Origin of the sequence: Nocardioides okcheonensis (genome assembly GCF_020991065.1) — a bacterium.
Classification (GTDB): domain Bacteria; phylum Actinomycetota; class Actinomycetes; order Propionibacteriales; family Nocardioidaceae; genus Nocardioides; species Nocardioides okcheonensis.
Genome location: NZ_CP087710.1, coordinates 1,628,312 through 1,650,663 on the forward strand (window position 1 = coordinate 1,628,312; position 22,352 = coordinate 1,650,663).

General features: G+C 73.7%; 23 protein-coding genes. 8 read left to right on the forward strand and 15 right to left on the reverse strand.

The window, feature by feature from the left end; all coding sequences use genetic code 11:
• Positions 1 to 39: 39 nt before the first annotated feature.
• The 3 genes from LN652_RS07860 to sigE are packed head-to-tail and all read right to left on the reverse strand — an operon-like array spanning position 40 to position 2,734.
• Complete coding sequence (locus LN652_RS07860) at positions 40 to 1,632, reverse strand: S1C family serine protease (protein ID WP_230444113.1); 1,593 nt, start codon at positions 1,630 to 1,632, stop codon at positions 40 to 42.
• A complete protein-coding gene (locus LN652_RS07865) occupies positions 1,629 to 2,132 on the reverse strand; it encodes an anti-sigma factor (protein ID WP_230444114.1) in 504 nt (167 codons plus the stop codon). The genes LN652_RS07860 and LN652_RS07865 overlap by 4 nt, the downstream gene beginning before the upstream one ends.
• Positions 2,126 to 2,734 (reverse strand): RNA polymerase sigma factor SigE, encoded by a 609-nt coding sequence (gene sigE / locus LN652_RS07870; protein ID WP_230444115.1) that lies wholly within the window; start codon positions 2,732 to 2,734, stop codon positions 2,126 to 2,128. The genes LN652_RS07865 and sigE overlap by 7 nt, the downstream gene beginning before the upstream one ends.
• Before the next feature lie 260 nt (positions 2,735 to 2,994).
• On the opposite strand from sigE, the gene LN652_RS07875 reads away from it, so the two are divergent.
• Complete coding sequence (locus LN652_RS07875; protein WP_407941547.1) at positions 2,995 to 3,633, forward strand: O-methyltransferase; 639 nt, start codon at positions 2,995 to 2,997, stop codon at positions 3,631 to 3,633.
• A gap of 195 nt (positions 3,634 to 3,828) precedes the next feature.
• Here LN652_RS07875 and LN652_RS07880 read toward each other — a convergent pair whose 3' ends face one another.
• Genes LN652_RS07880 through LN652_RS07890 form a run of 3 tightly spaced genes read right to left on the reverse strand, consistent with a single transcriptional unit; the run spans position 3,829 to position 5,869 of the window.
• Positions 3,829 to 4,167, reverse strand: coding sequence for a hypothetical protein (locus LN652_RS07880; protein ID WP_230444116.1), 339 nt, complete (start codon positions 4,165 to 4,167; stop codon positions 3,829 to 3,831).
• On the reverse strand, positions 4,167 to 5,699 hold the full coding sequence (locus LN652_RS07885) for a leucyl aminopeptidase family protein (protein ID WP_230444117.1): 1,533 nt from the start codon (positions 5,697 to 5,699) through the stop codon (positions 4,167 to 4,169). The genes LN652_RS07880 and LN652_RS07885 overlap by 1 nt, the downstream gene beginning before the upstream one ends.
• 2 nt (positions 5,700 to 5,701) lie before the next feature.
• Positions 5,702 to 5,869: a DUF3117 domain-containing protein gene (locus LN652_RS07890; protein WP_211730817.1), complete on the reverse strand. Its 168-nt coding sequence runs from the start codon at positions 5,867 to 5,869 to the stop codon at positions 5,702 to 5,704.
• A 184-nt stretch (positions 5,870 to 6,053) separates the two neighbouring features.
• Between LN652_RS07890 and LN652_RS07895 the strand changes: the two genes are divergently transcribed.
• Positions 6,054 to 6,881: an enoyl-CoA hydratase/isomerase family protein gene (locus LN652_RS07895; protein WP_230444118.1), complete on the forward strand. Its 828-nt coding sequence runs from the start codon at positions 6,054 to 6,056 to the stop codon at positions 6,879 to 6,881.
• Positions 6,882 to 6,908: 27 nt separating this feature from the next.
• Here the strand turns inward: LN652_RS07895 and LN652_RS07900 are convergent, their stop codons facing one another.
• Genes LN652_RS07900 through ileS form a run of 6 tightly spaced genes read right to left on the reverse strand, consistent with a single transcriptional unit; the run spans position 6,909 to position 13,425 of the window.
• Positions 6,909 to 7,670, reverse strand: a complete 762-nt coding sequence (locus LN652_RS07900) for a M14 family zinc carboxypeptidase (RefSeq protein WP_230444119.1) — start codon at positions 7,668 to 7,670, stop codon at positions 6,909 to 6,911.
• The gene (locus tag LN652_RS07905) at positions 7,667 to 8,089 is read right to left on the reverse strand and encodes a hypothetical protein (RefSeq protein ID WP_230444120.1); all 423 of its coding nucleotides are present in this window, start codon (positions 8,087 to 8,089) and stop codon (positions 7,667 to 7,669) included. Before LN652_RS07905 ends, LN652_RS07900 begins: the two co-directional genes overlap by 4 nt.
• Before the next feature lie 16 nt (positions 8,090 to 8,105).
• A complete protein-coding gene (locus tag LN652_RS07910) occupies positions 8,106 to 8,384 on the reverse strand; it encodes a DivIVA domain-containing protein (protein ID WP_230444121.1) in 279 nt (92 codons plus the stop codon).
• Entirely contained in the window at positions 8,381 to 9,100 is a 720-nt protein-coding gene (locus LN652_RS07915; protein ID WP_230444709.1) for an LOG family protein, read from the reverse strand. Before LN652_RS07915 ends, LN652_RS07910 begins: the two co-directional genes overlap by 4 nt.
• Positions 9,101 to 9,123: 23 nt before the next feature.
• Entirely contained in the window at positions 9,124 to 10,182 is a 1,059-nt protein-coding gene (dapE, locus tag LN652_RS07920; RefSeq protein WP_230444122.1) for a succinyl-diaminopimelate desuccinylase, read from the reverse strand.
• 39 nt (positions 10,183 to 10,221) lie between these two features.
• Positions 10,222 to 13,425 (reverse strand): isoleucine--tRNA ligase, encoded by a 3,204-nt coding sequence (gene ileS, locus LN652_RS07925; protein WP_230444123.1) that lies wholly within the window; start codon positions 13,423 to 13,425, stop codon positions 10,222 to 10,224.
• Positions 13,426 to 13,790: 365 nt separating this feature from the next.
• Between ileS and LN652_RS07930 the strand changes: the two genes are divergently transcribed.
• Complete coding sequence (locus tag LN652_RS07930; protein WP_230444124.1) at positions 13,791 to 15,722, forward strand: PKD domain-containing protein; 1,932 nt, start codon at positions 13,791 to 13,793, stop codon at positions 15,720 to 15,722.
• Between the two features lie 213 nt (positions 15,723 to 15,935).
• Here the strand turns inward: LN652_RS07930 and LN652_RS07935 are convergent, their stop codons facing one another.
• Positions 15,936 to 16,973 carry a hypothetical protein gene (locus LN652_RS07935; protein WP_230444125.1) on the reverse strand — a complete coding sequence of 346 codons (1,038 nt, stop codon included), beginning with the start codon at positions 16,971 to 16,973 and terminating at the stop codon, positions 15,936 to 15,938.
• 229 nt (positions 16,974 to 17,202) lie between these two features.
• On the opposite strand from LN652_RS07935, the gene LN652_RS07940 reads away from it, so the two are divergent.
• From LN652_RS07940 to LN652_RS07960, 5 genes are read left to right on the forward strand one after another with little or no spacing between them, the layout of a single operon-like run.
• Positions 17,203 to 17,601 (forward strand): hypothetical protein, encoded by a 399-nt coding sequence (locus LN652_RS07940; RefSeq protein WP_230444126.1) that lies wholly within the window; start codon positions 17,203 to 17,205, stop codon positions 17,599 to 17,601.
• On the forward strand, positions 17,601 to 17,795 hold the full coding sequence (locus LN652_RS07945) for a helix-turn-helix transcriptional regulator (RefSeq protein ID WP_230444127.1): 195 nt from the start codon (positions 17,601 to 17,603) through the stop codon (positions 17,793 to 17,795). The genes LN652_RS07940 and LN652_RS07945 overlap by 1 nt, the downstream gene beginning before the upstream one ends.
• Positions 17,796 to 17,838: 43 nt before the next feature.
• Positions 17,839 to 18,372 (forward strand): DinB family protein, encoded by a 534-nt coding sequence (locus LN652_RS07950; RefSeq protein WP_230444128.1) that lies wholly within the window; start codon positions 17,839 to 17,841, stop codon positions 18,370 to 18,372.
• Positions 18,373 to 18,421: 49 nt separating this feature from the next.
• Positions 18,422 to 19,360 carry a 2,3,4,5-tetrahydropyridine-2,6-dicarboxylate N-succinyltransferase gene (dapD, locus tag LN652_RS07955; RefSeq protein WP_230444129.1) on the forward strand — a complete coding sequence of 313 codons (939 nt, stop codon included), beginning with the start codon at positions 18,422 to 18,424 and terminating at the stop codon, positions 19,358 to 19,360.
• A 19-nt stretch (positions 19,361 to 19,379) separates the two neighbouring features.
• A complete protein-coding gene (locus LN652_RS07960) occupies positions 19,380 to 20,339 on the forward strand; it encodes a hypothetical protein (RefSeq protein ID WP_230444130.1) in 960 nt (319 codons plus the stop codon).
• Between the two features lie 22 nt (positions 20,340 to 20,361).
• On the opposite strand, the gene LN652_RS07965 is transcribed toward LN652_RS07960, so the two are convergent.
• Together LN652_RS07965 and LN652_RS07970 are read right to left on the reverse strand one after the other, a co-directional pair.
• Positions 20,362 to 21,375 (reverse strand): hypothetical protein, encoded by a 1,014-nt coding sequence (locus LN652_RS07965; RefSeq protein ID WP_230444131.1) that lies wholly within the window; start codon positions 21,373 to 21,375, stop codon positions 20,362 to 20,364.
• A gap of 96 nt (positions 21,376 to 21,471) precedes the next feature.
• Positions 21,472 to 22,314: an NAD(P)-dependent oxidoreductase gene (locus tag LN652_RS07970; RefSeq protein ID WP_230444132.1), complete on the reverse strand. Its 843-nt coding sequence runs from the start codon at positions 22,312 to 22,314 to the stop codon at positions 21,472 to 21,474.
• Positions 22,315 to 22,352 lie beyond the last annotated feature (38 nt).

Below are 22,352 nucleotides of genomic sequence, written 5' to 3' on the forward strand. Positions count from 1 at the left end.
GTCCGGCCCGGTCACCGACGAGCGGGATCCCGCGGCCGGCTAGCCGACCTTGCCGTCGAGCTCGACCTGGACGACCTGCTCCTCCCCGCCGCGCAGCACCGACATCTCGACGGTCTCGCCCGGCAGGTGGGTGCGGATCGCGACGATCAGCGCGATGCCGTCGTTGACCGGCTGGTCGTCGACGCGGGTGATCACGTCGTCCTGCCGCAGCCCGGCACGCTCGGCCGGCGTCCCCGGCATCACCTCGGTGATCGTGGCGCCCTCCGAGTCGGGCTCGCCGGCGGTGCGGACCTGGGCGCCGATGACGGGGTACTCCGCCTTCCCGGTGCGCAGGATCTGGTCGACCGTGGTGCGGACCTGCTCGATCGGGATCGCGAACCCGACGCCGATGTTGCCGGCCTCGGTGGACGCGCCGCCGGTGGTGGCGATCGCTGAGTTCACGCCCACGACCTCGCCGGCGAGGTTGACCAGCGGGCCACCGGAGTTGCCCGGGTTGATCGCGGCGTCGGTCTGCACGGCGTTGATGTAGGACGAGTCGTCGTCGGACTCCCCCGAGGTGGTGACCGGACGGTTGAGCGCGCTGACGATGCCGGAGGTGACCGTCTGGCTCAGCCCGAGCGGGGCACCGAAGGCGATCACCGGGTCGCCCACGCGGAGGACCTGGGACGCGCCGAGCGCGGCGGGCTCCAGGCCGTCGGACTCGGCGACCTTGAGCACGGCGAGGTCGTAGACCGAGCTGCGCCCGACCACCGTGGCCCGGTGCCGGTCGCCGAGGTGGTCGATCACCACGATCGGGCCGTCGTCGGAGGCGGCGGAGGCGACCACGTGGTTGTTGGTCACGACGTGGCCCTCGCGGTCGAGCACGAAGCCCGAGCCGGTGGCGCCGGAGGCCTGGCCGTCGAACTCGGCGACGATCTGCACCGTGCTCGGCAGCAGCGCCTGGGCGACCGCGGGCACCGAGCCGTTGTCGGCGTCCAGCGGAGCGGCGGACCGGGTGCGGACCCCGTCGAGGCCGTCGTCGACGGTGCCGCGCTGCGAGGCGAGCTGGTCCTGCAGGGCGCCGCCGGCGAAGCCGCCGAGGATGCCGACCACCAGCGCGACCGCGGCGACCGCCGGCCAGATCCACAGCGGCGTACGTCGGGGGGCGGGGCGCGCGACGTGGGCGCCGTAGCCGGGACCGGGGTAGCTCGGACCGGGGTAGGGGCCGACCGGTCCGCCCGGGTGCGGGCCGGGGGCGGCGTAGGGGCCGGGAACGGCGTAGGGCGGCGGGCCGAGCGGCACCGTGGCGGGCGCGGGCGCGGAAGACGGCACCGACGCGGGCGTCGGGTCGGAGACGCCCGAGGTCCCGGGCTCCCCGGTGTCGCCGGCGGGGCGCGCGTCCCCGGTGTCCCCGTACGGCAGGCCCTGCGGCTGGGCGGGGCGCGCAGGCTCGTCGGCCGGGCCCTCGACTGCGTTCTCGACTGCGTTCTCGACCGGGCCCTCGACCGGTCGCTCGCCGGGCGCGGGGTCCGGCTCCGGCGACGGCCCGGAGGCGGTCGGCCGCCAGCCCGCGAGGGGCTGGGTGGGCTCGTCCCCGGCGTGCTCAGCGGCGCGGTCGGGGCCCTGCTCGTCGGAGGGGTGCTCGTCGGTCACGGGGCAATCTTCTCCCGGATCGCCACCAACCGCTCGGCCAGGGGCGTCCGGGAGGGTGCGACCGGGTTGCGCACGCCCCGGTCGTCGGTCGTGCCGACCGGCGTCGCGGACCCGGTCGGCCGGCCGAGGTCGGTGGCCGGCGGGCGCGGCTGGACCTGCGGCCCGCCCGCCACGCCGAGCGCCAGCACGCCGACGACGCAGGCGCCGGCGGCCCCTCCCCCGAGGGCGACCAGGCCGCGGCGGCTGCGCGACGGCGAGGTCGGGAACGGCGGCGGGGTGAGGCTCGAGCAGCCGCCCAGCAGCGAGGACTTCAGGTCGCGCGAGCACGACGACGGCCCCCACGACAGCTGCGCCAGCTGGGTCTTGACCCGGCCCTCCTGCTCGACCAGGTCGCGGCAGGCGTGGCAGGAGTGGACGTGGTCCCAGCAGCGCTCCTCCTCCTCGGGCGCGAGGTGCCCGTCGAGGAGCGCGCTGACCCGCGAGCCGAGGTGCGTCACCACGACCCCACCTCCCGCGCGCGGGCCGCGACCGGTCCGGAGTAGCGCTGGCGACCGGCCGCGGGCTCGCGGTGGGCGAGCGCCTTGCGGAGCATGGTGCGGCCACGGTGGATCCGGGAGCGCACGGTGCCGAGCTTGGCGCCCATGATCTCCGCGATCTCCTCGTAGCTGAGACCCTCCACGTCGCACAGCACGACGGCGGCGCGGAAGTCGGGCGGCAACGTGGCGAGAGCGGTCTCGATGTCGTCGTCGAACGTCTGGTCGGCGACGGCCAACTCGGGGCCGACGTTCGGGCTGGTCAGCCGGGCGGCGCGCTCGTCGGACAGCGCGTCGAACCGGATCCGCTGCTTGCGGCGGGCGCCGTCGAGGAAGAGGTTGGTGGTGATCCGGTGCAGCCAGCCCTCGAAGGTGCCGGGCGTGTAGGTGTCGAGGGAGCGGAAGACCCGGACGAAGACCTCCTGGGTGAGGTCCTCGGCGTCGGGACGGTTGCCGGTGAGCCGGTAGGCGAGCCGGAAGACCCGGTCGGAGTGCTGCTCGACGATCTCGTCCCACGAGGGCAGCCCGGCCGCGTCCGCTCCGGGAGTCGTCTCGGCCTGCTTGCCCACGGGAGCCCCCTGGCTCGTCGTCCTCTTCGACCGTAGCTGCACCGGTTCGCTGTCCTTCCTCACGCTAGGGACCGCGCCTGAGAGTTCGCTGTGAACTCGGTGCGCTCCGACCAAGAACTTCTCCCCGCCCAACGACCGACCACCCCGCTGTGTTCCCGGCCACGTCCGGGGGCGGCGGCGCGATAGAGTCGACCCGCCTGAGCGGGGCGCTCCACGCGCACCGCCGGCGTCGACCCAGGAGGCCCGTCATCACCACGCCGATCAAGCCCGCGAGCTGGTCCTACGCCGAGACGTTCGTGGCGGAGGACGAGATCCTGGCCTCCGCCCGCAGCCGCGCCGAGGAGGTCGGCGTGACGCCGGTCGGTCCCGGCGCCGGCGCAGCCCTGCGCTTCCTCGCGTCGGTGCTCGACGCCCGCGCGGTCGTCGAGATCGGCACCGGCACCGGCGTCTCCGGGCTGTGGATGCTGCGCGGCATGCGCTCGGACGGCGTGCTCACCACCGTCGACATCGAGGCCGAGCACCAGCGCCTCGCCAAGGAGACGTTCACCGAGGCCGGCATCCCCGGCAACCGTGCCCGCACGATCGCCGGCGCCGGGCTCGACGTGCTCCCCCGGCTCACCGACGGCCACTACGACCTGGTCTTCTGCGACGGCGACAAGCGCGAGTACGCCGCGTACCTCAAGGAGGCGCTGCGGCTGCTGCGGCCGGGCGGCGTGGTGGCCTTCGACAACGCCCTGTGGCACGACCGGGTCGCCGACCCCGCCCAGCGCGACGAGGAGACCGTCACCATCCGCGACCTCGGCCGCACGATCCTCGAGCACGACGCGCTGGTGCCGGTGCTGCTGCCGGTCGGCGACGGCCTCCTGGCCGCCAAGAAGGAGTGGGCCCCCGAGGCCTGAGCCGGGCACCAGGTCACCCGGCGTCCTCGGCGTCCCTCCTCCGTCCCTCCTTCAGCGATCCCCGGTCAGCCGGGGATCGCTGAACTTGTCAGGCCGTGCACGGCCTGACAAGTTCAGCGAGAGCCTGACCAGTCGGCGCCACGGGCGTGCTCGAGCGCACCGGTGTCCGCTCGACGCACGCCGTGGTCGGCGGGGTCAGAAGCGCGGGGAGGCGAGGAAGCCGTCCCAGCCCTCCGCGACGGCGACGACGTCGCACGCCTCGACGAGGACCGGGGGCGAGCCGACGATCCGCGAGCCCGGCGCGTCGGCCGCGCCGGCGGTGAAGTCGCGCTGGAACGCGGCGCGCGCCTCGTCGGAGGCGAAGACGTAGCAGCCCTCGAACCACTGCCCCGGCACGCAGCGCCACGTCTTGTGGCGCAGGCCCGCCATGCCGGTGAAGCGGGCGTGCGAGGTCTCGGCGACGTAGGAGGCGAGCTCCTCCTCGACCCCGTCCGCGGCCCCGACGAGGGACCAGCGGACGGTGAGGCCGAGCATCAGGCGATCCCGGCCAGCGGGTCGTCGGAGCCGAGCCAGGTCAGCAGCAGGCGCGGGCCCCAGCCGCTGGGGCCGGCGGTCCACTCGTGCCGGTCGGCGGGCGCCTCGGCGGCCGACGCGAAGTCGACGTGGACCCACGGGACGTCGCCGGCGAAGTGCTGCAGGAACAGCGCGGCGGTGATCGCCCCGGCGCCGCCCGCGGCGTTGTCGCCGTCGGCGATCCGGGAGGACACCTTCTCCTCGTAGTCGGCGACCAGCGGCATCCGCCACACGGACTCGCCGGACGCGGCGGCGGCCGACTCGACGTGCGCGGCGAGGCCCTCGTGGTTGGCGAAGTAGCCGCCGGTCCACTGCCCGAGGGCGACCTTCATCGCGCCGGTGAGAGTCGCGACGTCGACGAGCGCGGCGGGCGCCAGCTCGGCGACCGCGTAGGCCATCGCGTCGGCGAGGACGAGCCGTCCCTCGGCGTCGGTGTTGTTGACCTCGGACGTCCGTCCCCCGACGTGGGTGATCACGTCGCCGGGACGCATCGAGGAACCGCTCACCGAGTTCTCCGCGGCCGGCACCAGGCCGACGACCCGCACCGGGCAGTCGACGTCGCGCAGCGCGGCCATCGTCGCGATCACGGCGGCGCCGCCGCTCATGTCGCGCTTCATCGTCAGCATCGACTCGGCCGGCTTGATGTCGAGGCCGCCGCTGTCGAAGGTGATGCCCTTGCCGACGAGGACGACGGTGGGGATCTTCTTCCCGGCGCCGCGGGGCGTGTAGTCCATGCGGATCAGGCGCGGCGGGCTCACCGAGCCGCCGCCGACGGCGAGGACGCCGCCGAAGCCCTCCGCGGCCAGCCGCTCCTCGTCCCACACCGTGACCTCGAGCCCGGCGGCAGCGCCGACCTCGACCGCCTGCTCGGCGAGCCACGCGGGGTTCTTCAGGTTGGACGGGACCGTCGCGAGCGTCCGCGAGCGCCAGCCCGCACCGCCCAGCGCGATCGCGCGGGCGAGCTCGTCGTCGGCGCCGTCGTCGCTCACGCCGGCGAGCACGATCCGGGCGACCGGCTGCTCCTTCGGGCCGGCGGAGCGCCAGTGGAAGCCGAACGAGGCGAGCATGGCGCCCACCACGACGGCTGCGAGGCCGTCGTCGGGCGCGATCGCGGCGAGGGTCGTGACGACGCTCGCGCGGTCCTTGGTCGCGCGGGCGAGCGCGGCGCCGGCCCGGCGGAAGTCGGTGACCGACCCCTCGCCGACGCCGACGAGCAGCACGAGCCCGACCCCGTCGTCGGGGAGCGCCGCGACCGGGACGGTCGTGACCTCGCCGGCGCGACCGCTGGCGCGCGACGCCTCGAGCGCGGCGAGGAGGTCGAGGCCGAGGGCCTCCGACGCCTCCTCGGCGCCGGGGCCGAGCAGCGGTCCGGCGTCGTCCGCGAGGACCGGGAAGGCCCAGACCTCCGCCCCGCCGATCTGGTGCGGGAGCGCGGGGCTGAGGGCGAACTCAGGTGGTGAGACCTGCGTGGGCAGCTGGGCTGAGGTGGCCACGATCAGCCGACGACGTCCTTGAGGGCGTCACCCAGGGCTGCCGCCTCGTCGGCGTTGAGCTCGACGACCAGCCGTCCACCGCCCTCGAGCGGGACGCGCATCACGATGCCGCGGCCCTCCTTGGTCACCTCGAGCGGTCCGTCGCCCGTGCGGGGCTTCATGGCGGCCATCGGCGCACCTCTTCCTGTTCTGCCATCTACCGGCGATGGAGGAGTCTTCACATGCGAATCGAGGCGGCGGTGTCGTGCTGGCCACCTCGATCGGCGTCGTACGGGGTCCAGTATCCCCCATGTCACGCGTGATCGGCACCACAGGGCGTCGGAGCGGTGGATGTCGGTCCGGCAGACTGCCCCCATGACGACCTCCACCCCGTCCCCCGCCGACACCCCGTCCGACGCCCCCGTGCTGCTCCGGGTCGTCGACGCGGTCGCCACGATCACCCTCAACCGGCCCGAGGCGATGAACGGGCTCGACGTCGCGACGAAGGACCTGCTGCTCGAGACGGTGCGCCGGGTGGCCGACGACCCGGAGGTCCGCTGCGTGGTGCTCACCGGCAGCGGGCGGGCGTTCTGCGTCGGCCAGGACCTCAAGGAGCACCTCGCCGGGCTCAGGGGCGACGCGGACGTGCCGCTGTCGGACACCGTCGAGCGGCACTACAACCCGATCGTGCACACCCTGGCGACGATGCCGAAGCCGGTCATCGCCGCGGTCAACGGCGTCGCGGCCGGGGCGGGAGCCAGCCTCGCGTTCGCCGCCGACTTCCGGGTCCTCGTCGACTCGGCCGGCTTCAACACCTCGTTCGCCGGCGTGGCGCTGTCGTGCGACACCGGCTCGAGCTGGACGCTGCCGCGGCTGGTCGGGCAGGCCCGGGCGATGGAGCTGCTCTACTTCCCGCGCACCGTCGGCGCCCAGGAGGCCCTCGAGCTGGGCCTGGCCACGCAGGTCGTCGCCGAGGACGGGTTCGCGGACGCCGTCGACGCCCTCGCGGCGCGCCTCGCCGCGGGCCCCACGGTCGCGTACGGCTCGATCCGCCAGGCGGTGGCGCACTCCGCCGCCCACCCGCTCGACGAGTCGCTCGCCCTCGAGGCGGAGAAGATGGCGCTCACCGGCGGCACCGAGGACCACCTCGCCGCCGTCGACGCGTTCGTGGCCAAGCAGCAGCCGGAGTTCCGCGGCCGCTGAACCCGCACGCCCCGTCGCCTCTCCGGGTCAACCGCGCGACGTGCGGTGCGCGTGGAGCAGCCCGAGCAGCTGGCGGGGCGCCTCGACGACCATCCGCCGTCGCGGCGGGTGCGCGCCGTACTCCACGGTCAGCGCGCTGCCGCGGAAGTGGTGGTTGAACCACATGGTCATCGTGCCGTGGCACAGCCCGCCGCAGTCGAGCGAGGTGCGCGGCAGCCGCAGCGCCCGGGCGAGGCGGCGCGCGAACCGCGGGTCCTTGGTGTCGGTGTCGACCCCGTTGAGCGGCTGGTGGAAGCTGATCACCCGCAGCGGGTCGACGTCGCGCAGGAACCGCATCATCGCGCGGGTCTCCGGCTCGCTCGCCGCCCGCGGGCCCGACTCGTAGCTGCCGTCGAGGTCGGCCCACGCGTAGGGGAAGTTGCGGTTCAGGTCGACGCCGTGGGCGTTGCGGCGGGTGCCGCGGGCGAGGCCGTCGGGGTTGTAGGTGGGCACGACCCACAGGTCGACGCCCCGGATGGCACGCCCGTCGCGCAGGCTCTCCAGGATCGCCCGGGTGTGGGGCTCGTTGCCGTGCATGGTGGAGACCATCACGATGCGGCGCCGGCCAGGCTCGCCGAGGCGGAAGGCGCGGATCGGACGGCCCCGCACGGAGTGGCCGATGGTGCGGGTCTCGACCACCGCCGGACGCTCGGCGTCGGCGCGGACGGCGACGGCCGGGGCGGGACCGGTCGCGGTCAGCGCGGTCCCGGCCAGGCAGGCGACCGCGAGCGCGCGGCGCAGGGCCCTCACACCGCCGCCGTGAGGTAGGCGTAGGTGAACACCAGCACGCCGACGACCATGCCGAGGTGGGCGAGGAGCGAGAGCCCGGGGCCGTCGCTCCAGCCGTCACCGGACGCCGCGGGCGCGTGCCGGCCCTTGGTGGGCAGCCAGCGGGCGAGGATCAGCACGCCGCACAGCGCGGTGACCCACCAGGCCGCGACGGCGACGATCCCGACCAGCGGGCCACCGACGAGCGAGTCCTCCGGGGCGACGAGCACCCCGAGCCACAGCACCAGGGCGAGGGACCCCGCGACGAAGTGCGCGGCGGGGAGTCGCGGGTTGATGGACAGCCGGCCGGCCGCGTCCTCGCCGCGCAGGCGCAGGCGGGTCAGCACGACCACCACGGCCGCCAGGGCCGTGAGGATCCAGACCACGATCGGGAACGACATGCCGCCGGAGTCTGCCCTAGGCCCGGTCGAGGTCGCCAGACGAGGTCCCCCGACCGTCCTCGAGCTCGGTGGCCAGCCGCGCGAGCAGCGCGTCGACGTCGGACATCCGGTAGCCGCGCACGGCGAGCGGGAAGCGTACGGCCCGCAGGTCGGCGGCCCCGATCGCGCGGTCGGTCGGCAGCGCCAGGTCCGGCCGGTCGTCGTGGGCCGGCGGCATCGACCCGCCGCGACCGGACGCGACCAGCGCGACGCCCGCCATCGCGAGCACCACGAGGACCGCGAACAGCCACATCATGTCCGGTCCTCGCGGGCCTGCACCATCAGCGAGACGGCCTCGTCGACGTCGTCGGTCAGGACCAGCATGTCGAGGTCGGCCGGCTTGATCTTGCCCTCGGCCAGGACGGTCTCGCGCAGCCAGTCGATCATGCCCTTCCAGTACGCGGTGCCGATCAGGACGATCGGGAACGAGGTGACCTTGCCGGTCTGCACGAGGGTGAGCGCCTCGAACAGCTCGTCGAGGGTGCCGAGCCCGCCGGGCAGCACCACGAAGCCCTGCGAGTACTTGACGAACATGGTCTTGCGGGCGAAGAAGTAGCGGAAGTTGATGCCCTTGTCGACCCACTGGTTGAGGCCGGACTCGAAGGGCAGCTCGATCCCGAGGCCGAGGCTGGCGCCGCCCGCCTCGCAGGCCCCCTTGTTGGCGGCCTCCATCGCCCCGGGCCCGCCGCCGGTGATCACCGCGAAGCCGGCCTCGACGAGCTTGCGGCCGACCTCCTCGCCGACCGCGTAGTGGGGGTGGTCGGCGGGCGTGCGCGCGGAGCCGAAGACCGCGATCGCCGGGCCGGTCTCGGCGAGCGCCCCGAAGCCCTCGACGAACTCGGCCTGGATGCGGAGCACGCGCCACGTGTCCGAGTGCAGCCAGTCCGTGGGGCCGCGGGAGTCGAGCAGCCGCTGGTCGGTGGTCGAGCCGTCGTGGACCTGGCCGCGACGCTCGACGACCGGGCCGCGCATCCGGTCGTGGGGCTGCTCGCCGCTCACGACAGCCACTCCTTCAGCACCCGCTCGCAGCGCTCGACGTGCTCGACCGGGACGTGCTCGTCCTGCTTGTGGGCGAACATCGGGTCGCCCGGGCCGAAGTTGACCGCGGGCACGCCCAGCCTGGTGAACTGCGCGACGTCGGTCCAGCCGAACTTGGGCGCCGGGTCGCCGCCGACCGCGTCGACGAACGCCTTGGCCGCGGGACGGTCCAGCCCGGGGAGGGCGCCGGCGGCCAGGTCGGTGACGGTGACCTCGAAGCCGTCGAAGAAGTCACGCACGAACGCCTCCGCGTCGGCCTCGCTGCGGTCGGGGGCGAAGCGGAAGTTGACCTCCACCACGCACTCGTCGGGGATCACGTTGCCGGCGACGCCACCGCGGATCCCCGTGGCGTTGAGGCCCTCGTGGTAGGTCAGGCCGTCGATCTCCGGCTCGCGGGCGACGTAGTCGTTGAGGCGCGCCAGGACCGGGCCGGCTCGGTGGATGGCGTTGACGCCCTTCCAGCTGCGGGCGCTGTGGGCCCGCTCCCCCGTCGTGCGGACGTCGACGCGCATGGTGCCCTGGCAGCCCGCCTCGATCGCGGCGTTGCTGGGCTCCATGAGGATCGCGAAGTCGGCCTCGAGCAGGTCGGGGTCGCTCTCGGTGAGCTTGCGCAGCCCGTTGTGGATCGAGTCGACCTCCTCGGCCTCGTAGAAGATGAAGGTGAGGTCGCGGTTGGGCTCGGTGAGGTCGACGGCCAGCTTGAGCATGACCGCGTCGCCGCCCTTCATGTCGCAGGTGCCGAGTCCGTGCAGGATCCCGTCCTCGAGCCGCGACGGCAGGTTGTCGTTGAGCGGCACGGTGTCGAGGTGGCCGGCGATCACCACGCGCTCGCCGCGACCGAGGTCGGTGCGCGCGACGACCGTGTGCCCGCGGCGGGTCACGGTGAGGTGCGGCAGGGGGCGCAGCGCCGCCTCCACGGCGTCGGCGATCTCCTGCTCGTGGTGGCTGACCGAGAAGGTGTCGACGAGCTGCTGGGTGAGGGTGACGACGTCGGCGGACAGGTCGAGGTGGGCCATGCCCACGATTCAACCAGCCCGCCGACGCGTCACCGACGCTCAGGCCTTCGCGACCTCGACCGAGACCTCGCCGGCCTCGGCGTAGGACACCGAGGTGGCCAGCGTCTCCTCGGCGACCATCGCCTCGTGGGTGCGGGCCGCGTCGAGGGTCGCGGCCGGGCCCGACACCGTCAGGGCGATCCGGTCGCTGACCTGGAGGCCGGCGTCCTTGCGGGCCTGCTGCACCGCGCGGACCAGGTCGCGGGCGGTGCCCTCGGCCTCGAGCTCCGGCGTGAGGGCGGTGTCGAGCACCACGAAGCCGCCGCGCGGCAGCACGCCGATCGCGGTGTCGTCGTCGGCGGACCCGGCGACGGTCTCGAGGGCGTACTCCCCCTCGACGAGCGCCAGCCCGCCCGCGGTGACGGTGCCGTCCTCGGCCACCGACCAGTCACCGGACTTCGAGCCCTTGATGGCGAGCTGGACGTCCTTGCCCAGGCGCGGACCGGCGGAGCGCGCGTTGACGGTCAGCCGCTGCGAGACGCCGTACGCCTCGGCCTCGGGGGCGTCGGCCGCGAGCAGGTCGACGGCCTTGAGGTTGAGCTCGTCGGCGACCAGCTGCTCGAAGCCCGACAGGTCGGTGTCGGTGACCACGGTGAGCCGCGAGAGCGGGAGCCGGTTGCGGAGGTTGGCGGCCTTGCGCAGCGCGGAGCCCGCGGAGCAGACGTCGCGCACCGTGTCCATCGCGGCCACGAGCGCGTCGTCGCCCGGCAGCGTGTCAGCGTCCGGCCAGTCGGTCAGGTGGACCGACCGCTCGCCGGTCAGGCCGCGCCAGACCTCCTCGGTCGTCAGCGGCAGCAGCGGCGCCGTCACCCGGCAGACCACCTCGAGCACGGTGTGGAGGGTGTCGAAGGCGTCGCCGTCCTCGTCCCAGAACCGTTCGCGGGAGCGACGGATGTACCAGTTGGTCAGCACGTCGAGGAAGGTGCGCGTGGAGTCGCACGCCGCCGCCACCTCGTAGTTGTCGAGCTGGTCGGTCATCGTCGCGACGTGGTCGCGCAGCTTGGCCAGGATGTAGCGGTCCATCGGGTGCGCGCTGTCGGTGCGCCAGGTCGCCTCGCGGCCGGCGCCGCCGTCGGCGGCGTTGGCGTAGAGGCTGAAGAACGACCAGCTGTTCCACAGCGGGATCAGCACCTGCCGCACGGAGTCGCGGATCCCCTGCTCGGTGACGATGAGGTTGCCGCCGCGCAGGATCGGGCTCGACATGAGGAACCAGCGCATCGCGTCGGCACCGTCGCGGTCGAAGACCTCGCGCACGTCGGGGTAGTTGCGCAGGCTCTTCGACATCTTCTGGCCGTCGTTGCCGAGCACGATGCCGTGGCTGACGCACGTCGAGAACGCGGGGCGGTCGAAGATCGCGCCGGCCAGGACGTGCATCGTGTAGAACCAGCCGCGGGTCTGGCCGATGTACTCGACGATGAAGTCGCCCGGGAAGTGGTTGTCGAACCAGTCCTTGTTCTCAAACGGGTAGTGCACCTGGGCGAAGGACATCGAGCCCGAGTCGAACCACACGTCGAGCACGTCGGTGACGCGACGCATCGTCGACTTCCCGGTGGGGTCGTCCGGGTTGGGGCGGGTCAGCTCGTCGACGAACGGCCGGTGCAGGTCGGGGTTGCCGTCCTTGTCGCGCGGCAGCGTGCCGAAGTCGCGCTCGAGCTCCTCGAAGGACCCGTAGACGTCGATGCGGGGGTGGTGCTCGTCGTCGGACTTCCACACCGGCACCGGGGAGCCCCAGAAGCGGTTGCGGGTGATCGACCAGTCGCGGGCGTTCTCCAGCCACTTGCCGAACTGGCCGTCCTTGATGTGGTCGGGGACCCAGCGGATCTCCTGGTTGAGCGCCATCAGGCGCTCCTTGACCTTGGTCACCTCGACGAACCACGACGAGACGCCCTTGTAGATCAGCGGCTGCCGGCAGCGCCAGCAGTGCGGGTAGGAGTGGTCGTAGGTCTCGCGGCGCACGAGGACGGTGCCGGGCGTGACGGACCCGGTGTCGCCGTCCCCCTTCGTCGCGGCCTTGAGGTGGTCGATCACGTGCAGGTTGGCGTCGAAGACCTGCATGCCCTCGTAGTCGGTGACCGGGAAGGTGAACCGGCCGTCCTTGCCGACCGGCATGACCGCCTCGATGCCCTCGCGGTCGGTGACGACCTTGTCGTCCTCACCGAAGGCGCCGGCGGTGTGCACCAGGCCGGTGCCGTCGGTGGTGGTGACGAACTCGGCGGGCACGAGGCGGAAGGCGCGCGCGTGGCCGGCGTAGTAGGAGAACGGCGGGGCGTACTCCAGGCCGACGAGGTCGGCGCCGGTGCCGCGCCAGGTGACCTCGGGGCTCTCGCCCAGCTCGCGGGCGTACGACGCGAGCCGCGCCTCGGCGAGGAGGTACCGCTCGGTGCTGCCGGTGGGGCCGTCGGACTCCACCACCACGTAGTCGATGTCCTCGCCGACCATGACCGCGAGGTTGGACGGCAGCGTCCACGGCGTCGTCGTCCAGACGAGGACCTTGACGCCCTTGAAGTCGCCGTCGGTCGTGACGTCGTAGCCGACGGTGACGGCCGGGTCCTGGCGCATCTGGTAGACGTCGTCGTCCATGCGCAGCTCGTGGTTGGACAGCGGCGTCTCGTCCTGCCAGCAGTAGGGCAGCACGCGGAAGCCCTCGTAGACCAGGCCCTTGTCGTGCAGCTGCTTGAACGCCCAGATGACCGACTCCATGAACTCGGGGTTCATGGTGCGGTAGTCGTTGTCGAAGTCGACCCAGCGCGCCTGGCGGGTGACGTAGTCGCGCCACTCGCCGGTGTACTTGAGGACGGACTGGCGGCAGGCCTCGTTGAACTTCTCGATGCCCAGCTCGACGATCTCGTCGGTCGTCTTGATGCCGTTGAGGCGCATCGCCTCGAGCTCGGCGGGCAGGCCGTGGGTGTCCCAGCCGAAGCGGCGCTCGACGCGCTTGCCGCGCATCGTCTGGTAGCGCGGGACGAGGTCCTTGACGTAGCCGGTGAGCAGGTGGCCGTAGTGCGGGAGGCCGTTGGCGAAGGGCGGGCCGTCGTAGAAGACGAACTCGTTGGCGCCGTCGGTGCCCGCCTCGCGCTGCTCGACGCTCGCGCGGAAGGTGTCGTCAGCCTCCCAGTAGGCGAGCACCGCCTCCTCGATCTCCGGGAAGCGCGGGCTGCTCGCCACGGTGGTGGCGTCGGTGTGGCTCACCTTGGGGTACGTCATCGGCTCTCTCTCGCTGGTTGAGGAAGGACGAAGTCCTGTCTCGAAACCCGCGAGGACGACCACCTCCGACGGAGGGTGCCGCGGTACCACCTCGCTTGGGATCCTGCGGATCCCCGCTTCGTTGCGGCTGTGTCGGGCCGTACCCGTCGGGGTCTAGTGAGGTGGCGGCCGGATCGCCGCACCCGTTCTTCCCGAGGCTCGCCGCTGATGACGGCTCAGACGCCTGCGGTGATCGTACGGCGTGGGGGCGCGGGCCTGCCAATCGTTTCGCGGCCGCTGGGCGGAGGTCCCACAACCAAGTCGTCGTACGGTGCGTCCCATGGTCGCCGGCGATCGCCGGCGCTGTCTCACCACGGGGGAACACCATGCAGAGAGTCGTGCGCGCGTCCGCGCCCGCCATCGTCAGCCTCGCCGTCGCCGGCAGCCTGCTGACCGCCGTCCCGACCGCCGCCGCGCCGGTGGTCGAGCCCGAGGGCTGGACGCCGACCGCCACGCTGTCCGGGACGAGCGACCAGGCGCGCGGCGCGAGGGTCAGCGCAGACGCCTCCGGCGCGGTGAGCGCCGTGTGGGTGGCCACCGACCGGGCGTCCGCCGGCGGGGCCTCGAACCGCCTGGTCGCGAGCACCCATGCCCAGGGCGCCTGGTCGGCCCCGGTCGACCTCTCCGCCCGCGCCGCCGAGGTCTCCGCTCCGGCGATCGCCAGCGGGCACGCAGGGGGGCCGACGACCGTCGTCTGGGGCCAGGCGTCGGCCGCCGGCAGCACCGTCCTGGCCTCGTCACGCTCGACCTCGGGGACCTGGTCGGCGCCCGTCGCGCTCGGCACGGCGGCGACGTCCGCTGCAACGCAGCTCGACGTCGAGGCCGACGCCGCCGCGGACGGGAACACCACGGCCACCTGGGTCGCGGACGGTGTGGTCCGGGCCGCGACGCGCGCCCTCGACGGCACCTGGTCGAGCCCGGTGGACGTCTCGCCCGCCGACCAGTACGCCTACCGCGCCGACCTCGACGTCGCCGACGACGGCTCGGCCGCGGTGACCTGGCGCAGCAACGACCGCGGTGCCCCGCCGATGCCCGCGCCCGAGGACCACGTGGGCGCCGCGACGCGAGCCGCGGGCAGCGCGTGGGCCGAGCCCGTCGAGGTGGCCACCACCGACGACGTCGGGGACCCGGTCGTCGCCGTGGCACCGGACGGCACCACCACCCTCGCCTGGCCCGACACGACCGTCGAGGGCGGGAGCCTGGTCAGCGCCCGTCGCCCCGCGGGCGGCAGCTGGTCGGCACCGGAGACCGTCGCGACCGGTGCGATCGGGCAGGCCGCGCTCGTCGCACTCCCCGCCGGCCGGGTGACCGCCGCCTGGATCCAGGACGTCGCGGCCGGCTCGTACGTCTTCCACGCCGACCGGGTCGACGGCGCATGGGGCGGCCCGGCCTCCTTCTACCCCCTCTTCGGACCCGCTTCGGACGTCTCGCTGGTCGTCGACGCGAGCGGCAGCACCGCCGCGACGTGGGTCAACCGGGACCCGGCCGGGCGGCCGTTCGTCCAGGTGGCCCGCCGACCCGCGGGCCAGGGCTGGGTCGCCGTCGACGACCTGACGGGGCCCATCACCGACCGCCGGCTCCCCTCCCCCGAGCCGCAGGTGGCGTGGGACCGCGACGGCAACCTCACCTCGGTGTGGAGCCGGATCAACGGCGTGGACAACACCGTGCAGACCCGCACCTTCGACGCCGTGGCGCCCACCATCGTGTCCGTCGACGCTCCCGCCAGGGCGAAGACCGATCGCCGCGTGACGTACTCGGTGACGGCCTCCGACGCATGGGGCCCCGTCTCGGCCACGTGGGGATTCAGCGAGCTGAGCCCCGACGCCGGCACGAGCGTCCGGCACACCTACGAGCGGCCGGGCACGTACAACGTGAGGCTCGTGGTCACCGACGCCGCCGGGAACGAGACCGTCCGGTTCGTCACCACGACGGTGTCGTGGGCGCGCCCGGGCCTGAAGGTGCGGACCAACCGCCGCGCCATCCACCGTGTCGGGTCGCCCCGCTCGCCGAGGACAGTGCGGGCGCGCATCGCGCTCACCCAGGGGGCGAAGGTGACCGTCGAGGTCAAGCGGGCGGGGCGGTCGCGGACCGTGGCCCGGGTGACCAAGCGACTCGCGGCCGGCCACCGCACGCTCCGACTCTCGGGCCGGATCGGCGGACGCACCCTGGCCGTCGGTCGCTACACCCTCGTCGTGCGGGCCAAGAACGGGCACGGCGCCAGCCGCACGGTGAAGGTGCCGCTGCGCGTCAAGCGCTGACCCGCGCCTCCGGGACGCTCCGGGACCCGGGTCTCGGGGCTCTCGGCCGGGGCGGGGTTGTAGTCCAGTGAGGGATGGCTCGCCTGCCGCGGTAGTCCAGTGAGGGATGGCTGCGATCGTGCCTCCGGGACAGCCATCCCTCACTGGACTACCCCGAGCGTCGGGCGCAGCGGTGCCACCCGGGCCCGGCCCTACGGGCGTACGTCCCCGCGCTCAGGCGGCGCGGCGGTAGCGGAGGTAGCGCTCGCGCTGTCGGGCGTCGAGCACCCGCCGCTTCGCGACCGTGTCGGTCGTCGTCCACCAGCTCGGCGGGGCCAGCGTCCAGGCGCGCGGTCCGGGGCGGCTGCCGGCCCGGCGCGCGGCGGCGAGCAGGCGGCGTACGAACGCGTCGAGGTCGTTCCAGTCGGTGGCGAGCATCGAGACCGGCTCGAGGCCGAGGTCGCGATAGGCATCCTCCTTGACGGCGTCGGCCGACGCGCCGACGAGGCTGAGGTGGCTGTCGCCGTGGTAGAGCCCGACCAGCCCGGTCACCGGGTCGACGAGGTCGGGCGTCCCGACATGCCGCCCGGCGAGGTCGAAGACCGGGGCGTTGCACCGGGGCCTGCGCAGCCCCGCGCGCCTGGTCCACACACCGCGCATGCGCGTCTCCCGCGGCGACCACGAGTTCTCGTCCGCCTCGACGAGGGCGTCGCGCGCCCGCTGGATGCCGGTGACCGGACCCAGCTGGGCGACGTACGCCGTGACCTCGGCGATCGACACGAGGTCGGCGTAGCAGGCCATGTCGATCGCCTCCACCGCGGCGCCGAGACCGTCGGCGTACCGCATCTCGAACGTCACCGAGCGGACCGCGTGGGTGACCGGCAGCCCGTCGACCACGACGATCTCCCGCGGGTGCAGGAACTCCTGGCTCACCTCGAAGCCGGGCCGCGCGCGTACGTGGCGCCGCGCCACGACGGTCACCGGGCGCGGGCGCGCGCCGTCCCACGTGCCGTCGAACCACGCCGCGCCGAGCCACGCGAGCCCGGCCCATCCGGTCACCGCCTCGTCCACGCCGAGCACGGCGGCAGCCTCCACCGCGCGCTGGTGAGGCGTCTGCGGCACCGAGGCCGGCACGTAGAGGCCGCAGCCGGTCGACCGCCACCGACGACCCCGCGCCTGGCCGCGCGTCGGACCCGACTCCTGAGTGGCATCGACCCGCACGGGGGCGACGAGGCCGGGGCGGTCCGGGTGGAAGGACGGCGGGACGTACATGGAGGGAGCGTTCCCGCCCCGCGGACCGCGTACCGGCCGTCCACAGGGCGGTTTCGGCCCGCGCCTCGCGGGGGTAGTCCAGTGAGGGATGGCTGGAAATGCGGCCCCGGGACAGCCATCCCTCACTGGACTACCACCCGAGGCCCGGCAGCGATGTCAAAGAAACTTGACATCGAGCCGGCCCCGCCCCACGATGGTGTCAAAGAACTTTGACACACGAGGGGACACCATGACCACCACCCGTACCACCCGCTGGACCATCGCCGCTGCCGCCGGCACCGCCGTCGCGGCGGTCGTGGGGCTCGTCGCCGCCACGACGCGGGACGACGCGCCGGACATCGTCACGTTCGCCGTCTTCGCCGCGGCGACGCTCCCGTTCGTCGTCGCGCTCGTGGCCATCGGACTCGACCGCACGGAGCACCCCGAGCAGGCCGAGGACTCCATCGAGTCCCAGTGGACGACCCGCGCCAGCAGCGGCGCCTTCTACGACACCATCGTCGCGATGGCCGTGACCGCCTTCGCCGCCTCCGTGCTCGACTGGGAGACCCTGCCGCTGTGGATCTTCGTCCTGCTCGGCCTGGCCGACATGTCGGCGCGCCTCGTGATCCTCCAGCGCCGGGAGGGCTGATGCACAACCGGCTCAAGGCCCTGCGCGAGGAGGCCGGGCTCTCGCAGGCGGAGTGCGCGGACGCGCTCGGCGTGTCCCGCCAGACGGTGATCTCGATCGAGAAGGGGCACTTCGACCCCCGCCTCTCGCTGGCCTTCCGGATCAGCCGCCTCTTCGACGTCGCCGTCGACGAGGCGTTCACCCCCGACGACTGAATCGGGTTGCCGCGCCCGCCCGCGGACCGGTTGGGTGGCGCCCATGAGCTTCGACGACATGTGGCTGCCCGCCGACCAGGACCCCCGGATGGCGGACCTCCAGCCCACCCGCGGCGAGAAGGAGTGCCTCGTGGGCTACCTCGAGCACTACCGCCAGACCCTCGCCCTCAAGTGCGACGGGCTCGACGCGCAGCAGCTGGCGCTGAAGGCGGTGCCGCCGTCGAACATCTCGCTGCTCGGCCTCGTGCGCCACATGGCCCGGGTGGAGCAGAGCTGGTTCCGGCGGGTCATCGAGGGCCGGATGGAGATCCCGCGGATCTTCCAGGACGAGGACGCGGGCTTCGACCTCCCGGCCGTCGACGACGAGCTGGTCCGTGCCTCCCACGAGCTCTGGCAGGGCGAGATCGCGTACGCCCGGGAGGTCCTCGACCGCACCGACCTCGACGCGGTCGTGGACGTCCACGGCGAGCCGACCGAGGTCCGCGACATCGTCGTGCACATGGTCGAGGAGTACGCCCGCCACTGCGGGCACGCCGACCTCGTGCGCGAGTGCGTCGACGGCCGCACCGGGCAGTAGGGGCGGACACCCACCCGCCGGGGTGGAGCCACCTCCGTACCCTTGCGGCGTGACTGCTGCTTCCGGCTACGGCCTGCTGACCCTCCACGGCGACACCGTCCTCGACGCGTGGTTCCCCTCCCCCGTGCTCGGCGCGACCGAGGGCGGCCCGAGCGAGGAGCTCGCGCACCTCGACGGCGGCGAGGACGACCTGCGCGGCGTCACCCGCGTCGTACGCCTCGTGGAGATCGCCGACCTCGACGCCCCGCCGGTGAGCACCGAGGACGTCTGGCTGCGGCTGCACCTGCTCTCCCACCGGCTCGTGAAGCCCCACGGCGTCAACCTCGAGGGCATCTTCGGCCTGCTCGCCAACGTCGTGTGGACCTCCGCCGGGCCGTGCGCGGTCGAGGGCTTCGAGCAGGTGCGCGCCAAGCTGCGCACGGTCGTCCCGGGCCACGTCGTCCAGGTCTTCGGCGTCGACAAGTTCCCCCGGATGACCGACTACGTCCTGCCCACCGGCGTCCGCATCGCCGACGCCGACCGGGTGCGCCTCGGCGCCCACCTGGCCGAGGGCACGACGGTCATGCACGAGGGCTTCGTCAACTTCAACGCCGGCACGCTCGGCGCCTCGATGGTCGAGGGCCGCATCTCCGCCGGCGTGGTCGTCGGCGACGGCTCCGACGTCGGCGGCGGCTCCTCGATCATGGGCACGCTCTCGGGCGGTGGCAAGGAGACGATCTCGATCGGCCAGCGGTGCCTGCTCGGCGCCAACGCCGGCATCGGCATCTCGCTCGGCGACGACTGCGTCGTCGAGGCGGGCTGCTACGTCACGGCCGGCACCAAGGTGACCGTGAAGGACCTCGACGGCAAGCCGCAGGTCGTCAAGGCCGCCACGCTCTCGGGCGCCGACAACGTGCTGTTCCGCCGCAACTCGGTGTCCGGTGCCGTCGAGGCCGTGCCGTGGAAGGGCGACGGCATCGCGCTCAACGCGGCACTGCACGCCAACTAGCACCCGGAGACGCCCGCCCATGCCCTCCCTGCGCACCGTCGCCGCCGGCACGGTGGTCGCCCTGGGTGCAGCGGTCACCGTCGTGGTGCTGGTCGACCGCGACGGGGTCGACCTGCTCTCGACCACCGGGTGCACCGTCGAGGTCGGTGACCAGAGGGTCGACGTCGACCTCGAACAGGCCGAGAACGCCGCGCTGATCACCGCGATCTCGATCGAGCGGGGCATGCCGGCACGCGCCGCCAGCATCGCGCTGGCGACCGCCTACCAGGAGTCGAAGCTCTACAACATCGACTACGGCGACCGGGACTCCGTCGGCCTCTTCCAGCAGCGCCCGTCGCAGGGCTGGGGCACCGTCGCCCAGCTCACCGACCCGGTCTACGCGACCAACGCCTTCTACGACGCGCTCGCGAAGGTCGAGGGCTACGAGGCGATGGAGATCACCGTCGCCGCGCAGGAGGTGCAGCGCTCTGCCTACCCGGACGCGTACGCCGACCACGAGGCGGACGGCCGCGCGCTCGCGTCGGCGCTCACGGGCAACTCGCCGCGGGCGATGTGGTGCGAGGTGCCCGGTGACCGCGAGGAGGCCGGTGACGTCCTCGACGACAGCGGCCTCGTCGAGCGCGCCGCTGCCGTGCGCGCCGACCTCGAGGAGAGGTTCGGCACCCTGTCGCTCGGCGGCTTCGAGCCCGGCGGCGTCTCGACCGGCCACATGGAGGGGTCGGCGCACTACGAGGGCCGCGCGATCGACATCTTCTACCGCCCGATCAACGCGGAGAGCAGGAAGCGCGGCTGGGCGATGGCGAGCTACCTCGTCGCCAACGCCGACCGGCTCGCGATCCGGACCCTGATCTTCGACGGGCGGATCTGGCAGGCGGGCGACGACGACGGCTGGCGGAGGTATCGCGTGCCGTCGTCGTCACGCGGCGACCGGGCGATCCTCGAGCACCGCGACCACGTGCACGTCGACGTGTTCGACTGACCCGCCCGTCAGCGCAGGCGCGTCAGGGTCGGTCCTGCCAGTCGGGCTGCGACCCGACGGCCAGCACCGTGCGGCCGTAGCCGTCGGCCCGCGCCCGGACCACGACCGCGACCCCGTCGCGGGTGGTGGAGAGGGCGAGGAACTGTCCCGAGGGTGACGGCGCGCCGCCGGTGTCGCCGTCGAGGGACCGGAAGCCGGGGTAGACGATCAGCAGCGGCGCGTCGACGTCCTCGCCGTACTGGCCCGTGTCGCGCTGGGTGTAGCCGAACTGGTTGGCCGGGCCCCAGAACAGGTCGCTCCACTCGAGGTAGCCGCAGCAGTCGGCACCGCTCGCCGCGACCTGCCGGCGCTCGCCCGTCGCGGTGTCGTAGTGGTCGATCCGGTCGTCGTAGTAGCAGTCGGACCCGAGGAGCGCGATCCGGCCGTCGGGCGACCAGGAGAGGAAGCGGTTGACGTAGACCGGGTAGCGGATGCTCGGGTCGCCCTCGTCGCAGAAGCCGCCGGTCGGGTACGCCTCGACCGCCTGCACGCCGAACGGCGGCTGCGACGCCGCGGTCACGAGCTGCCCCTGGCCGTCGGAGAAGGCGAGACGGCGCCCAGCGGGCGCCCACGTGGCGCCGAGGCTGGTCACGTCGCCGGTCGTGGTGACCGCGCGCTGGCGTCCGCCGCCGGACGACATCACCCAGATGTCGCGGCGTCCGCCGGCCTCGTGGAGGTACGCGATCCGCTGGCCGTCGGGCGACCACTGCGGATGGCTGTTGGTGCCGCGGGTGGTGAGCTGGCGGACGTCGCCGCCCCACCGGTCCATCGAGAAGACCTGCCCGTCGCGGACGAAGGCGATCCGTCCGTCGAGGCCGGCCCGGCGGGCCTGCGCGGGCGCCGGGCGGGAGTCCGCCGAGGTCGCGGCGGGTGCCGCGGCTCCGGCCGCGCCGGTGCCGGTGCCCACGCCGGCCAGGAGGGCGGCCAGTCCCGTGGCGAGCGCGACGAGGGCGGTCGCGAGGGGGCGCCCGGGGCGGCGCGATCGACGGTGCGACATGTGGTCTCCTGTCCCGAGCACGGTGGTGGTCCCACGCTAGGAACGGCACGCCCGCGGTGTCATCACCCGGACTGGGTAACCGGCCCTGCCTCGCGGTCAGAAGGCGGTGCGGACCGCCGCCATGTCGTCGGCGCCGCGTCCGGCCGCGCTGGTCGCCTCGAACAGGTCGAGCACGGCCGTCAGCAGCCGGTCGTCGGTCGAGCTGGCCCGCGCGGCGTCCCGGATCAGGGCGAGGTCCTTGCGCACCCCGTCGACCGCGAACGACGGCGGGTAGTCGCCCGCGAGCATCGCCGCCCCCTTGACGTGGGCGTACGGCGTGTCGACCGCGCCGCCCTCGATCGCGTCGAGGAACAGGCGCGGGTCGAGGCCGAGCGCCTCGGCGAGCGCGACCGACTGGCCGACCGCGGCCGTGAGCGAGGCGACCCAGGCGTTGCAGACCAGCTTGAGCCGGGCGGCCTCGCCCGGTCGGGTCCCGGCGCGGACCACGCGGGCGCCGATGGCGTCGGTGACCGGACGCGCCGCGTCGACCGCGGCGTCCTCCCCCGCGGCGAGCACGACCAGCGCGCCCTGCTCGGCCGGGGCCTTGGTGCCGAGCACCGGGGCGTCGACCAGCAGCCAGCCGCGCTCGCCGGCGAGGGCCACCACGCGCTCGGTCCCGTCCACGCCGATGGTGGCCGACTGCAGCAACACGCACCCCTGCGGGAGCGAGACGTCGGTCATCACCTCCAGCACGGAGACGGTGTCGAAGAGGATCGTCACGACGGCCTCGGCCGAGGCGACGGCGTCCGCCGCGTCGGCCGCGACCCGGGCGCCGTCGGCGGCCAGCGGCTCGGCGCGGGAGGCCGTGCGGTTCCACACGGTGACCTCGTGGCCCGCGCGCAGCAGCGACCGGGCCATGCCCGCACCCATCGTCCCCGTGCCCAGCACCGTCACCCGCATGTCAGCCTCCGGCTCGCGCCTCCGGGGTGCCGGACCCG